Below are 13,516 nucleotides of genomic sequence, written 5' to 3'. Positions count from 1 at the left end.
TCATGGCCGACATCACTCAGAACTTCAGCCAGCTTCTGCTGACCTACGGCCCCGGCGCCATGATGGACCTGCCGGACAATGCCGTGGTCATCGGCGGTCTTCAGGACTGGGACTACAAAGGCTCGAACTGGAAACCCGTGGAGGAGGAGCGCTTGGTTGCGCTGCTGAAGCAGCAGCTCGGCACCAAGCTCAGCCCGACTTTTGCGGGCCTGCGGCACCCGCCGATGTTCGACGAGGACCGCCGCGATAGCAATGCGCCGGGGGTCGGGGTCCGGCTGTTTCCCGGCTGGTTTTTGGTCAACGAGGCGCCGGCGAATGGGACGGCCGTGGTGCCGGCGGGGGCACCTGCGGGAAACGAAAAGCGCAGGCGCATGGTCGAATTCTCTGAGCTGGATGTGACCAGCGGCGGCAAGCTGTCCTACACCGGCATCGGCAGCAAGATCGGTGTCAACCCAATCCGCTTCGTCGGCGCCTGCACCAGGGGCCATCTCCAGGACATTGCCTGGCGTTATCTCACCCACCGCGGCAAGGACCAGTCCTGCCGCAAGCCGCTCTACTGGGTCGAACGCGGCGTCAGCTCCGATCCCTCCGACATCTCGGTCCAGTGCACCTGCGGCGCCTCGATCAGCATGGCCGATCTCTACAAGCCGCAGTTTCTCGGCACATGCGACTGTCACAGTCCGTGGCTGACGCCGCGGCGCGACGCGAGCGAGACGTGCAATGAACCCCTGCGGCTGCTGCCGCGGTCGGCGACCAACACCTATTTTCCGCAGACGGTGACGGTGATTTCGCTGACGAAGTCGAATGACAAGCTGCGGCAGACGATTGCGGAGAACAAGACGACGATCGACGGCATTCGTGTCTTGCCGAACTTCATCGATGTCTTGAGAGTCATTCCTCAACTGAAGGATGCTTTCAAGGACTTCTCCAACGACCAGATCATGCAGGCATTGGTCAGCGACGATGGTTCCGGCGCAAACCCGAACGAGCACCCGCACATTGCCGAGTTCGATATGATGGCGACGGGCGCGGCGCAGATCGGCAGCGATGGCGGTGGATCGTTCTTCTACGCCGAGACCTTGCCGAAGGCCTCGCTCGGCCTGCAGCCGCCCTGGGATGCGTTTCTGACCAACGTGGTGCGAGTCCACCGCTTGCGCGAGGTGACGTGCCTCTACGGCTTCACCCGCCTGGAGCCGCCGCCGACCCCAGCCGAAAGCGAGCTTGACGAGATCCAGCTCGCGGTTAACGGCGCCGACCTTGCCCGCAATGTCGAATGGCTGCCTGCGATCGAGCAGCTCGGCGAGGGCATCTTCCTCCACGTCGCGCCGGAATTCCTCAAGCAGTGGCTCGACGCCAAGGAGATCGTCGAAAAGGCGATGACCCTGCGTGACCGCGAGCACCGCGACGCCGCCCGCTTCAACCGCCCGCCTAAGCACCGCGGCATCGCCTATTGGGCGCTGCACTCGCTGTCGCACGCGTTCATGGCCGAGCTCGCGCTCGAATGCGGCTATCCGCTGTCATCATTGAAGGAGCGCATCTACGCCACCGGCCCCGCCCAGGCCGACCGCTTCGGCATCCTGATCTACACCTCCACCGCCGGAGGGCAGGGCACACTTGGCGGCCTCAGCCACATGGCCGAGCGCGCCGGCGAGCTACTCACCCGCGCCACCCGCAGTCTCGCCCTCTGCTCCAACGACCCGATCTGCGCCGAGCACAGCGAAGGCAGTGAGGAATATCCGCTCCAAGGCGCGGCATGTCACGCCTGCTTGCTAATCCCCGAGACCTCCTGTGAGGCGCGGAATACCCGGCTCGACCGAGGACTTCTGACCCGAACGGTTCTGGGCGATGGATTTCCGTTGCTGGGGTGAGGCAGATCCGCTTCAACACAATATTCCGGCGGGCCTAGGCCGGGATCGCCAAGAGTTACCCGGCGTGTACGGGCGTCTTCGACTTTCTTGAAAGCATCGACTTGCGTTTCCGACATTTGACTAGGCGGCATCATCTAGAGTTGCTTCAATCTTGGTAACCTGCAGCCAGTTTACCCAGCTTCGGAGGAAATTCCGGTAGTCGGCTTCCTTAATTCTTAGGAGATTGAGCCCGACCAGCATCGGTCGATCCTCCTCTTTCTCTTTGCGATAGCGTCCACTAACAAACAGGTACATGCTCACTGGAGCTTCATAGGCATAGCGACCGTTGCCATTGAGGTAAGCGATCCCACCATGGGCCAGCGCGTTCCTTAGAGCGCTGCACCATTTTGAAGTCTCGAGATCGCCAGCGCTCGCGTGGGCCAGCGGCGAAGCTAGTATCTCAGCATATTGCTCCGGCAGACCGCTCGAGATGTTAAACACCTCGGATTGGCAATAGCTCCACACGTCTGGCGCAAAGAAGGGAGCGTCCTTCAACTTCTGGCCCCCTAGATCTCGCCAGACCGTGGCCGCGAGGTGTAGGTCAACATGCCTATCGTCGGCATACCCTTGCTCTTGCTTAGAACTGTGCCGTTCGATCCTCTCAATCGGTAAATTGATGATTGGATACGACATCGAAATCAAAAATGTGCTGGTGAGAGGGCCGAGGTCGCGCCGGTCCGACTGAAAGACCCCCTCCACATATGGCCAAAGGCCGTCGATGAGCTGTAAACATCGGCTTGGCACTTCGCGGCTATAGTGTGCTGGGTTACCCATCCGACTCTCGTCTCCTACGTTCGCGGCTTGATTAGCGCATGTTAGGGCATACTATCACAGTGCGAGGGAGCGAGGCATGACTGAAGGTGTTGTCAACGTGCTCGACGACAAGGAAGACTGGTTTGGACCGGCTTGGCAGGGCTGGCACAGCTACGACCAGTTCGTGCAGTCCGTTAAGTCTGACCTGCGCTACGTTAGATCGCCGTCTGCCAACGGCTTCCTTGACGAGGTGCTGGCGTCGTGCCCCAGTCGGAAGCTCACTATTCCGAAGGATCGCATCTTTTGGAGAGCACGTCTTGGGTGTGAATGGCAGGAAGTAGAACAAACTGATGGCGAAATCACAGCAGTTGTTGAAGAGGATCGGCCTTACAGAGCGGAAGGGATGAAGCCGATCCCTAATTGGCAAAGTGAAGGCAGGGCAAATCCGCGCGGCATCCCCTGCTTGTATGTCGCCGACGATCGCGACACGGCACTTGCCGAAGTCCGGCCATGGATTGGCGCGACCATTTCTCTTGCGCAGCTTCAGGTCAATCGTGAGTTGACTGTCATCGACTGCTCGAGGCATCACGCTAAGGGAAGCTTTGTCAAGGTGATTGGCAAATCAGATCTTACTCGGGACGACGGCATATGGATTGCCATCGATCAAGCGTTTGCGACCCCTGTCAGCAAAGACGTGGAGGCAAGGGAATATGTCGCGACGCAGATATTAGCCGAACTCTTCAAAGCGGCTGGTTTTGATGGGATCGTTTACAAGAGCCTGCTGACTGACAAGGGCTACAATCTAGCACTCTTCAATCTCGCTGACGCCGACGTAATAAACTGCGGCCTTTACAGTACCAATTCAATTCGCTTCGACTTCAGAGAGTCGGGCAATACATACTTCGTTAGCCCCAAGCGTGTCACCGATGAAAGCAAATCGAAAGCTGCCGCCGCGAAGGGTTAAGTGGCGATCGCTAGACGCCTTTTTTATTGTAAAGCCATGAACGAGCCAGAGCAGTGGTGCGTCGTCGATATCTGTGAAGATGGCTTCAAGAACGCTCTTGAGCATGTCGAAGGGTTCGGCGATGTGTGGTGGACGGGCTGGTGCAGTGAAGGCCGATGCATTTTCAGCAGCGACAAAGCAGTCGCATTCAAAATCCTCATCCTCACCGGGGGAAGCGGGTTCAACCGGAGTGGAGAGCGCTTTAAGCCTGACCCGTCTATCAATTGACGTGCTCGATGAAGGTGATGCCGCCGTCACCGTGGTCCATGGCTGCAAACATCGTCAGCCCTGAAGCCTCGAACATCGTTCTCCAGACTACTTTCAGGTCATCATAGGCGGCGAGGACGGGCTCGGGCATGCAGTCCTTCTCCCACTGCGGGCCAATATCATACCGCTTGCCGTCCAATTCGCCGACATCCGCTTCTACAACCTCGTCCATCTCGAAGGTCTGCGGCTTCGCATGAGCAAAGATGTTGCGCAGCTCCTTCATCGCTCGCATGCTGCTGAACGGGCGCACTTTCCAGTCGGGCTTGAACTTAAGCGTCCTAAATACCGTCTTTTCCTTCTTGTCGATGCCCCACCACTCATCCCAGGACTCGACAAGCTCGGCGCCGAAGAAGTTGAGATAGGCCTCGAAAGTGAAGGCGATCATGGTCGAGCAGGCCATGCAGTCATAGAACAGGTTATCCTGGATCTTTGCCGCCAGCTTGTCCCTGATAATCTTCTGGAGATACAGCGCTGCTCCATCGAGATCGTTGTGCGGGCGCACATGCCGGGTCTCCTGAACCCGCGCTCTGATCCTCTTCGCCATTCCGCCCCCCTTATACCTCGCCAAGCCGCTTGGCCGTCTTCGGCGCAAAGCCTAGCCTCCGGCTGACATCCGTGGAGGTTGCATGGCCAATATCGTAGCGACTTTCAAAGCGCTGTCACTGGACGAGATGATCGAGGCATACCCGCATATCACCGCGTTGCTGTCGGCAGCCAAAGACGCTCGTCGCCTCCAGTTGGAGGCCGAGATCCAAGCCCCTTGGGTTCAAGCCGGGCGAGGGCAAGCGTCCACCCTCGGCCGCAATCAAGTATCGCAGTATTCGCGACCCGTCTAAGACCTGGGGGCCGCGGCCGACCCTTTTTGTGGGGCGCTCTGGTTAGCTTTGGGACTGTGCTCGGCGGTCTTCTCGCACGATACGCCTTGCCTTACATAGGGGGATGACGACCGACTAGGGCAGAACACCGCCTATGATGGTCTTCTCAACTCCGTCGTCGTCCCAGAACAGCACCTTGAAGCCGGTCGAGCTGAGTAGCCGCATCATGGTTTCATTCGCGACAACGTGGAATCGCTTCCGGGGGGTAAGGCCAGGCAACTGGTCGGGTTCTTCAGGCGGGTCGAAAATGTTGATACGGACCAGGTCGGCACAGACGGCAGCAACCTCCGGCGTGTCGAATGTGATCGGGATTTTCGCATGGGCGAAAGCGTTGCGGACGTGGCGCAGCAGGCGGAGATTTTCCCGCGCGACGGGTCCAGCGAGACCAATGACGGTGACGAAGGCAATTTTGCGAGCAAACGTGGCCAATAGGCCGTCTTGGTCGTACAGCGCTTTCCGTACGTCTTCAGTCTGCTCGCCAATCCAGTGGTCATTCGCCTGGTCGAGCGAGTTTTCCAGCATCGCCGATAAGAGCAGGCAGAAGCTTCGGTCATCGGCATCGTCAGCGGTCTGCTCGTCGAAAGCCTCCTGATGGTCAGCAGAGGCAGCTTTGGTCGTCAAATCCCTAAGCTTGGACACCTTGGACATAGGCCCGCCATCGGTTTGAAAGTCTTCTCGTCGCACATGATGGCGCAATTGTAAGTTGCTGTCATTACGGTATAAACAGCTGAGATCATCGAGATTTGCATGTCAAACAATGCTGCTGAGCGTGAGCTACGGGCGGTCGCCGTGGGGCGAAAATTGGACTTTCGCCGGGTCCGATGAGGGCGGCCGCGTGCGGCCGCCATCTACAGCCTCATCGCCACCGCCAAGCTCAATGACATTGACCCGCAGGCTTGGCTTGCCGACGTGCTGGCCCGCCTGCCGGATCATCCCGCCAAGCGCATCGACGAACTGCTGCCTTGGAAGTGGCAGCCTCAAAGCGTCGCTCACGCCGCTTAAGCGCGATCAGCCCTCCGCCAAAAAACGGCCTAGCCGGAGGCCGTCGCCGATGCGTACGTTTGCCTTGACGTTCGAAGAGTTGGAAAATGACGCCACTGAGGACGAGCTGGCGGCGGAGCGCGCTGTGGCCAAGGCGACGACAATGCGCGGATCTACGCGCCAGCGCGGCGAACGCCAGACATTGGAGGGCTATGCTTGATTTGCGACATGTGGCACATGCTAGGCGACACGTGACGCGAGAGCTACTATGCCTGCCGCAGCCGAGAAACCGGCTCCAAAGGGGCCAGGCAATGATCTGCAGAAGGTGGCCGATTTGCTCGGCGGGCCGCGCATCCTGTCGCGCCGGATCACAAGCGCCCTCGACGCCCACGAACTGCTGCTGGACGGACCGCCAGGCTCAGCGCTGACCCACTTCGTCCGTCACCTCATCTTCATTCGAACGGACTCGCTGGAAAAAGCCTTCGGAATGAGCCTTCGCACCTTTCAGCGACGCAAGGACGCTCCGGACAAGCCGCTCAGCCAGGAGCAAAGTGGGCGGACCTGGAAGTTTGCCGAAATCCTGGCCAAGGCCACGGACGTGTTCGGTTCGCAGGAAGAAGCAGAGCAGTGGCTCGAGCGTCCGGCCATCGGTCTTGACCAGCGTCGCCCGATCGACCTGCTTGCGACCCCGGCGGGCATCGAGCTAGTTGAACAGTACCTCACGTGCCTCGCATACGGCGTCTATGCATGACGCCTTCTGTCGAGCCATTGGGAGGCGGCAAGCTCATCGCTTGGCGCCTCGATCAGCCATCCGGCATCGATCCCTCCGGCATCGATCCCTCGCCGTTAGCGCGACGCTGCTTGCAATCCCAATGACAATGGTCATCCGCAGCGAGAAACGAACTCTGGAGGCCGCCATTGAGAAAGTTCAAGGCGCTGACGTCGCCGCCTTCTGAGGGCGCTCCAAGAAGCACCTGTCGAAACAGCTTCGATGCGAGCAAGATCGCGGCTCCGAGTGACACGAACCCGACCGAGAATTCGCCCGGCGATCGCGTGGCCAGGTCGAGCAGCGCGGCTTCGCCCAGCGTTCCGCATTTTGGGCTGGCCAAATAAGCCTCAACAACGGCCGGGTCGATCCCCTGTTCATGAAGGAACGCAGATCGCTGCGCTTCGTTGAGCTCGCGAAGCTTCTTCTCGAGAGCCCGCAGTCTCTCACCGTCTTGTTCCGGAGGGTTGAAGCATGAGAGGCAGGCCGCTCCCGGACGATCTGGATAGAAATCAGACCGCGCGCCGAGCCGCAACGTGCTGCCGCCGAAGAGTGAAGACGGTGCTAGCCCTTGGATGTCTTGCCGCGACCCCCCGCGATCGACGCAAGACACGACAAGATCGAAGGCGAGGTCGCTCGCCTGCCGTGCGAGGTCGGACCGAAGGCCTGTCCGGTCACCGGTGAGATAGCGGCTGATCGTGCCTTCGAACCCGTAAGCTCCAACGCCATGTTTAATCAGCGATGCTTCAATCGCGTCGACCTTGGGATCATCGACATCGTCATGACCGGCGAGCAAGCACCGGTTCAAACTCGTCGTGTCATACGTATCGTCATCAATGACAGCTACATAAGGATCGGCAAGTTCGGCATAAGCGAGGATGTAAGCAAGGCCGTTACCGACGGCGCCGGCGCCCACCACGTGAAGCGGCTTCAGCCGTTTGCCACTTAGGTTAGGCCCGTCCGGTAAATCGTCCCAACCATCAGACTGCTGGCCCGTCCACAGAGAATAGCCATTCGCCGTAAGAAAGCGGCCCCGCACGAGCCCTCGACCACGTTTGAAAACTTCGCCGGCGGCCAAAGCCGCAGCTAGGAACGGTCCGAGCGGATTCGATTTGTTGGGGACAATTCCTTTTGGCGCGTGCCCGGGCACGCCAACCCACGCTTTCCAGCCGTCGCCTATGACGAACATGGTGATGCCCTTGCCGTCGCCCACATCGTCTCCGATCGCGATCGTGATGTCGACATCGATCCCGGGTGCTTGCGCGGCATATACTTTGACACGGTCGTCAACCGCCCATGCTGCGATCCGCACAAGCGTCTGGTCCAAGGAGCCGTCCGCAAGGTCGCCATTCGGTAACCTGATGACAGTCGGCACCGTCGGGATGAGGATCTCGATCTCGCTGACGAGGTCTACTTGACGCGCCAACAGATTGATGAGGCAACACGCGAGAAGTTGTCCCGCCCTGGATGAAGCCCATGCAGCATTCATCGCGATCCTTACGCGTTGCGCGACATGCAAGGGCTTGTCCGACAACCCTTCAGCCGCACGCAGGTGCCTGTCCGAGATTGCGGCGGCTACGGCCATCGTAGATCCTCGACCGTGACGGATCCATCGGTCGCAACAATCCTGCGGCGGGCCGCGGTCTCATCGAGCAGATGCCAATAATCGATCTGCCATTCATGGACGCCGACACCCTCGGGAAAGCCCGCACGTGACACGCCATAAGAGGGAAACACCAGCGAGAGAGAGCGCCGGCTGCTCATCATGCGATCATCGTAATTCGAATGTTCGACCCTTACGCCCGGATGGCTGTGGATCTGGGCAAGCGGCTTGCACCCCTGAGGAAGGCGATGCACGATCTCAGCCAGCGCTTCGGGCGCAATATGAAAGTTTCCCCAACTCATCGCCTGACGGGGGGCCGCAACGTGATGTACGACCCCGTTCCCCGCCGCATCGCGATCGCCATACCAGAAGAGGCCGCTCTCGCGATCCCCGGCACGTTGCAGCAAAGACAACGTTGCCTCCAATGCCTGGGCCGAAACTTTCAGAACTTGATCAACAGGCGCGTAGGGGCGTTTCGGCGCTGGGCGGCGCAGGTTGTCTTCGGCGTCCACCGTCATGATCTCCCGCCATAGTTCGAGCCGAAGGCCTTCTGGATCGCCATGATGGTCTTGTAGAACGTATCAGTCGGGCGCCAGACATGGTCGTCCTTGACGTCGTGCAGAACCTCGTAGAATTCGAGCACTGCCGAGCAGCAGACAAGCTGCATACGGCCACCACCCGGCTTCTCGTATGCCGTGTGTGTGTGGCATTCTTCGCTCGTCAGGCGCGGGACGCACCTCTGATCGTTTGGGTACTGGTAGGCGAGGGTGCTTGGGTTGACGAACAGAGCGCTCGGCGGCCAACGCCGATAGGCCTGAAATCCCAGGCGCAGCAAATAGTCGTCGCGCGTCGTCCCGCTTTTGCCCCACATCGGCACCAGCAGGGTCAGCTTGTCGAAGCGCGACCAGCCGAGCTGCTTGAGGCTCTCCGCTCCGAGCAGGGAAAGGACGCGAGGAATGTCCTGATCGAGCGCGGCAGCGCCGGCCAGGACATCGATGGTGGGCGGGATAGCCGCCGGCATCAGGCGCCCCCAGTCTCGGAGGCAATGCCGAAGTGGTAGTTCTCGATGATTCCTGTTTCCTTCGCTTCCTTCAGCGAAAGGGACAGGTGGCTCATCAAGGATTTGGGATGCTCGCCGCCGGTCTGGAACACGTCCTTCGGCTGATGCGGGATGTCGAGCTTGCGGTAAGCCTTGTCCCAGATCGCCTGCAGCGTCGCTTCGATATGCGCCTTGAACGACGTCTTTTCTACCTCGTTCACATGAACGACGTGAACCTCAACCACATGGTGCTCAGAGGCTTTCAACTCCTCGAGCGCTTCCTGGATTTCGCGCTCGACTTCAGCCTCTTCGAGACGAAGCTTGGTCAGGCGCGCTTCCGCATGTTCCAGCTTCTCGATGATCTGTTCGAGCGTCTTCAAACCGTCTTCACCGTGCATTCCGTCAGACATTGCGAATCCTCGTCGTTTGGTGGCACATTGACTGACAGACCGCCGTTGCAGAGATAAGGCGTATCGGGCATGATGCGATCTGTATCACTAGTGAAACAGTAGCGCTTGTTCGCCCCGCCGTCAAGGCGGGCAGCGGCTTGCGCAAGGGAGCGTGGATGTCACTGACGATCGAGGAGTTTGGGAGGCTAGTCGCCGCCAAGCGAGGGAGCCGCGGCATTCGTGCGGCCGCCGCTGAAGCCGCCGTAAGCCCGGCTACCCTGTCCCGGGTAGAAAACGGCCACATGCCCGATCTCAAGACCTTCGCCGCGCTCTGCAAATGGATTGAGCGCGATCCGCGCGAATTCCTCGGCATGGAGACAAATGAGGCGCAGGAGGGCGCTGGCCCACGCCGTGCCGTCGTCCATTTCAAGAAGAAGAAGACGGTCCAGATGGAGACTGCGAAGGCACTCGGCGAGCTGATCCTGGCAGCTCAGCGGGCAATGCGCGCTCGCGAGGATCTGGTCGGGCGGTGAAGTCCCTTGCGGCGTGGCTTTAAAGCACAGGCAGAGAAGTCAGCAGCCGCAGCGAGGCAATTGCTCGGACTGTCGACGACCGTTCCCTTCAACCCATGGGCTTACGCCGAGCATCTGGGCATCATCGTTCTCGCTTTTGAGGTTCTGGACCTGCCTGCCGCTGCCGTACGGCAACTGACGGAGATCGATCAGGACGGCTGGTCCGCCATGACCATACAGGAGGATGGCGCGTTCGGCGTCGTCGTCAATCCGGTACATGCCGCAACCCGGCAACGCTACGACCTGATGCATGAGCTCGCCCATATCGAACTCAGGCACGTTCCTGCGCGCGTCGAGGTTTCGCCATCGGGCCTTATGCTCCTAAGCGATTTTTCCGATGAGCAGGAACAGGAAGCCGATTGGTATGCCGGATCGTTCCTTCTTCCGCGCGAGGGCATCTTTCGCCTCCGCTCGCGCGGAAGAAACGCCGCTGAGATCGGCGTTCAGTATGGCGTGAGCAAAGCGCTTTGCGAATATCGCTTGCGTATGACAGGCGTGGACATCCAGATGCGACGGGTCTCCGACCGCTGATCCCCGAGTTTCGTATCAGCATCGTGCGCGCTGCCGTGCGCGATCGTTAATTGGTACTCAACCTGATGTCCCGGCGCCGGGAAAACTACCGTACGCCAAATTCGCATTCACAATAAATGATCTCTCGCGCGCATATGGATCGTCAAAGTGAAAGCAATTTCAGACCACCACTGGTCCATCCACTCCCGGTCAAGCGGCTCGCTTGGCTTGGTTTTTGACTTTCTTCCTGTCGCCTATGGCTGGACCGGCCTATGTGTCGTTGCGCGACTTCAGCCATGGTGGTCTCGACGCTCTCATCCACGCTGCCTTAATATTCTTTGTTTCGCTCGCGATTAGCGCGCTCGGCAACTAAGCGGCCTACAAACTGCGAGAATGAGGTCGCAGTCAGCCGAACGAGTCAGGCGGCCGCGAGGTTAGCCCCCAGTCGCAAGCAACGTCGGGTGGAGCACGAATTCGACGGAGTCGTCGTCACGAATGAGGGAGGCGAGGTACTGCCGCTTGTATCCCACGTCGAAAATGTAGCGAGGGGCCCCGTTGTCGAGCACGCCCAGGCTTCCGTTCCAGAGCATCACGTCGATAAGCTTGTCGACATCTTCTCTATTCTGGATTTTCTTGCCGGCGATATACTTGATTTTCCCGCGCGTCAGCCCGTTCTTCTGCTGCACGATCTCGAACAGAAGGCTTGCGCCCTGGATGACAAGATCGGAAATCTCGCGGTCCAGGTCTTCCAGCACTTGCCAGCCGAGTTCGGTCAGCGCCTGGCAGTAATCTTCTTCCTCAATCCGATCGCGGCCAAATGTCAACGCACGGCGTCGAGCGGTCTCGAAGAGGCGGATGAGATACCGCGGCCTCATCAAACTGCCGTCGATCAAGAAATCCAGCACCGGCTTGCCCTTGACGGTTGAGACCGAGGCTCGCGACCAAATCGACGACCAATCTCCGGTGATCTGCGAGGCGCTCGACCGGAGCCGGTCTTCGAAAAGCGTCTTCATCAGCGCTCTGTCGGTCCATTCCAGGCTCTGGACGGCGAGCTTGCCGTAGTCCGCCATTCCGCGGACCAGAAATTCGTAGACGTCGCTGCGAACGAAGATGGCCCAGGAGAAGTCCAGCTTCTGGCGGCTGAACTTCCGCGCGATCTCCTGCATGGATTCTGCCAGGCCGATAACGATGAGCGCGTCGTCGTCGGTGAAGCCGCCCGGTGTCCAGAAGCGATCGAGGTTGTCGAACAGGAAGAACACGACGCCTTTCAGCCTCAGGTACCCCATAACCTCTTCGCGCAGCAGCCGTACGTCCTGCCCGTAGATAGCCTCCAGCACCTTGCTCGAGTCGATCTGCTGCAGGTCGTCGTTTACGATGCTGCTTTTCCCGAAACGATCGATCACATTCTGAGACAGGCGCTTTAGGCGTTCGGAGAAGTCGCCAACGCCGGTGTCGACCCGGGACTCGAACAGATTCTTCAGCTTGATGTAGCCGGGGAGCAGGCGCGGATCCCTGAGAGCCCTGACCTGATCCTTTTCGAGGAGCTTGTAGGCAATCTCGAGCCAGAGCACGTATTCCCAGAATGCCGCGATCACCTCTTTCCGCGTTCCGCGGCTCAGTTTGTCGAGGATGAATTCCTTCATCTTGACGAGCTGGTGACCGTCCGGGATCAGGTCGATGACGATGTTCTCTTTCCTGGCCCGCGTACGATCGCGGACCTGTAGGAAGACCGCCGTCTTGCCGCTTCCCTTGCGGCCGACAAGGACGTTCGCTTCTCCGCCGAGCGTTCGGCGATAGGCGTCGGTCTCCAGGAAATGGTCGGCGAGTGCCGCCGCTTCGTTTTCGGCGACCGGATCTCCGCAGCTGAGACGCTCAAGCAGGCCTTCGGTCTGCTGCTTGACGGTCACGAACTCGTTTTGCGTGTCGGCGACGGTCGTCCTGAAAGTCGCGATCAGGTCGTCGATGTCCTCGAGCTTCCACCACCGGTCCGCCTTGTCCTGGAGATCGAGTGGCAACGCCTGGGACTGTTGGGCGATGAGAAGGGCGGGAATCCCGCGGCCTTGAGCGACACCATAGATGAAAGCGGCCCGCTGGTTGTTGCGCATCGCCTCGTCCGACGTGCCGTCGATCCAGAACGCGATTACGCCGAACGAACTTACAACGTTCTCATAGGCCTCGCTGGCATTCAGGCGGCTGATCTCGGCCGGATTCGAGTTCCTGAACTTGATGCGCGCAACCTTCTTGACGGCGCTGGTCGTCCGCAGGCTCGATGCGGTCGGAGTCGGTGGCTGCAAAATGAAGAGAGGCTGATCCTTATGCTTGGTCACGTCGCCCCAGCGCGACGTCTCATCGGCCTTGCTGAGGATCTTGGTCAGCGGCTTTTCGTAGTCATATCCGTCGTAGCCGAGGGTGTCGACAAGGCCGATGTCGCGGACGGGCTGGAAGTTTTCGTGGGTCGAACGAATCAGCCGCGTCGGCAAGCCGAGGCCGATCGCGAAGCCCAGCTCGTAGGTGACATTGTGATTGACCCTGGAGATGTCGGCAACGAACGAGTCGGCATCCTCGACCCAGCTTTCAACGGAGCGGGCGATGGGCGAACCGGACGTATCAAGCTCGCACCAGGGAGTCACCCGGCGATCCGGCGTGCTCGCATCCTTGCAGGCTTTCTTGATGAGATCGGAATGAAAGTCGTTGCCCGAGGCGTACGCTACGAAAACTGTCGTCATGAGTTCGCATCCGCTTAACGTTCGGCCTTGCGGGCCCATTTCGCCGACGATCGGCTTGATTCATGTTTCGTTCGGTCTGCGATTTCGCGGCGGATTCTAAGTCCGCCGCGTTCCTTTGTTGTTAC

The 13,516-nt window shown here is 59.6% G+C and carries 16 protein-coding genes and 1 pseudogene; 9 read left to right on the top strand and 8 right to left on the bottom strand.

Features of this window, described 5'->3' with window-relative positions; all coding sequences use genetic code 11:
- Positions 1-2: 2 nt before the first annotated feature.
- On the top strand, positions 3-1,868 hold the full coding sequence (gene drmB, locus P6U29_RS23005) for a DrmB family protein (protein ID WP_407112421.1): 1,866 nt from the start codon (positions 3-5) through the stop codon (positions 1,866-1,868).
- A 120-nt stretch (positions 1,869-1,988) separates the two neighbouring features.
- On the opposite strand, the gene P6U29_RS23000 is transcribed toward drmB, so the two are convergent.
- Positions 1,989-2,681: a hypothetical protein gene (locus tag P6U29_RS23000; protein WP_407112420.1), complete on the bottom strand. Its 693-nt coding sequence runs from the start codon at positions 2,679-2,681 to the stop codon at positions 1,989-1,991.
- A 76-nt stretch (positions 2,682-2,757) separates the two neighbouring features.
- On the opposite strand from P6U29_RS23000, the gene P6U29_RS22995 reads away from it, so the two are divergent.
- Both P6U29_RS22995 and P6U29_RS22990 read left to right on the top strand, forming a co-directional pair.
- Positions 2,758-3,624, top strand: a complete 867-nt coding sequence (locus P6U29_RS22995) for an RES family NAD+ phosphorylase (protein WP_407112419.1) — start codon at positions 2,758-2,760, stop codon at positions 3,622-3,624.
- Positions 3,625-3,891 carry a hypothetical protein gene (locus P6U29_RS22990; protein WP_407112418.1) on the top strand — a complete coding sequence of 89 codons (267 nt, stop codon included), beginning with the start codon at positions 3,625-3,627 and terminating at the stop codon, positions 3,889-3,891.
- On the opposite strand, the gene P6U29_RS22985 is transcribed toward P6U29_RS22990, so the two are convergent.
- Positions 3,884-4,474, bottom strand: a complete 591-nt coding sequence (locus P6U29_RS22985; protein ID WP_407112417.1) for a hypothetical protein — start codon at positions 4,472-4,474, stop codon at positions 3,884-3,886. The two genes, P6U29_RS22990 and P6U29_RS22985, sit on opposite strands and share 8 nt — an antisense overlap.
- A gap of 82 nt (positions 4,475-4,556) precedes the next feature.
- Between P6U29_RS22985 and P6U29_RS22980 the strand changes: the two genes are divergently transcribed.
- Positions 4,557-4,766 carry a hypothetical protein gene (locus P6U29_RS22980; RefSeq protein WP_407112416.1) on the top strand — a complete coding sequence of 70 codons (210 nt, stop codon included), beginning with the start codon at positions 4,557-4,559 and terminating at the stop codon, positions 4,764-4,766.
- Positions 4,767-4,880: 114 nt separating this feature from the next.
- Here the strand turns inward: P6U29_RS22980 and P6U29_RS22975 are convergent, their stop codons facing one another.
- Complete coding sequence (locus P6U29_RS22975) at positions 4,881-5,453, bottom strand: hypothetical protein (RefSeq protein ID WP_407112415.1); 573 nt, start codon at positions 5,451-5,453, stop codon at positions 4,881-4,883.
- Between the two features lie 93 nt (positions 5,454-5,546).
- Here P6U29_RS22975 and P6U29_RS22970 point away from each other — a divergent pair.
- The 3 genes and pseudogenes from P6U29_RS22970 to P6U29_RS22960 all read left to right on the top strand — a co-directional run.
- Positions 5,547-5,807: pseudogene (locus P6U29_RS22970) on the top strand (transposase domain-containing protein); the annotation flags it as partial.
- Between the two features lie 49 nt (positions 5,808-5,856).
- Complete coding sequence (locus P6U29_RS22965; protein ID WP_407119603.1) at positions 5,857-6,006, top strand: hypothetical protein; 150 nt, start codon at positions 5,857-5,859, stop codon at positions 6,004-6,006.
- A 48-nt stretch (positions 6,007-6,054) separates the two neighbouring features.
- On the top strand, positions 6,055-6,537 hold the full coding sequence (locus P6U29_RS22960; protein ID WP_407112414.1) for an antitoxin Xre/MbcA/ParS toxin-binding domain-containing protein: 483 nt from the start codon (positions 6,055-6,057) through the stop codon (positions 6,535-6,537).
- Positions 6,538-6,589: 52 nt separating this feature from the next.
- Here the strand turns inward: P6U29_RS22960 and P6U29_RS22955 are convergent, their stop codons facing one another.
- From P6U29_RS22955 to P6U29_RS22940, 4 genes are read right to left on the bottom strand one after another with little or no spacing between them, the layout of a single operon-like run.
- On the bottom strand, positions 6,590-8,137 hold the full coding sequence (locus tag P6U29_RS22955; protein ID WP_407112413.1) for a ThiF family adenylyltransferase: 1,548 nt from the start codon (positions 8,135-8,137) through the stop codon (positions 6,590-6,592).
- Positions 8,128-8,673 (bottom strand): Mov34/MPN/PAD-1 family protein, encoded by a 546-nt coding sequence (locus tag P6U29_RS22950; protein WP_407112412.1) that lies wholly within the window; start codon positions 8,671-8,673, stop codon positions 8,128-8,130. Before P6U29_RS22950 ends, P6U29_RS22955 begins: the two co-directional genes overlap by 10 nt.
- Entirely contained in the window at positions 8,670-9,176 is a 507-nt protein-coding gene (locus P6U29_RS22945) for a hypothetical protein (protein ID WP_407112411.1), read from the bottom strand. The genes P6U29_RS22950 and P6U29_RS22945 overlap by 4 nt, the downstream gene beginning before the upstream one ends.
- A complete protein-coding gene (locus P6U29_RS22940; RefSeq protein WP_407112410.1) occupies positions 9,176-9,604 on the bottom strand; it encodes a hypothetical protein in 429 nt (142 codons plus the stop codon). The genes P6U29_RS22945 and P6U29_RS22940 overlap by 1 nt, the downstream gene beginning before the upstream one ends.
- Before the next feature lie 281 nt (positions 9,605-9,885).
- Between P6U29_RS22940 and P6U29_RS22935 the strand changes: the two genes are divergently transcribed.
- Together P6U29_RS22935 and P6U29_RS22930 are read left to right on the top strand one after the other, a co-directional pair.
- A complete protein-coding gene (locus P6U29_RS22935; RefSeq protein WP_407112409.1) occupies positions 9,886-10,116 on the top strand; it encodes a hypothetical protein in 231 nt (76 codons plus the stop codon).
- A 6-nt stretch (positions 10,117-10,122) separates the two neighbouring features.
- Positions 10,123-10,686, top strand: a complete 564-nt coding sequence (locus P6U29_RS22930; RefSeq protein ID WP_407112408.1) for an ImmA/IrrE family metallo-endopeptidase — start codon at positions 10,123-10,125, stop codon at positions 10,684-10,686.
- A gap of 413 nt (positions 10,687-11,099) precedes the next feature.
- Here the strand turns inward: P6U29_RS22930 and P6U29_RS22925 are convergent, their stop codons facing one another.
- Complete coding sequence (locus tag P6U29_RS22925; RefSeq protein WP_407112407.1) at positions 11,100-13,391, bottom strand: P-loop ATPase, Sll1717 family; 2,292 nt, start codon at positions 13,389-13,391, stop codon at positions 11,100-11,102.
- Positions 13,392-13,516 lie beyond the last annotated feature (125 nt).

The sequence above is a fragment of the Bradyrhizobium sp. LMG 9283 genome (genome assembly GCF_045571415.1).
Taxonomy (GTDB): Bacteria; Pseudomonadota; Alphaproteobacteria; order Rhizobiales; family Xanthobacteraceae; genus Bradyrhizobium.
This window is presented reverse-complemented; position numbering and strand designations above follow the sequence as displayed.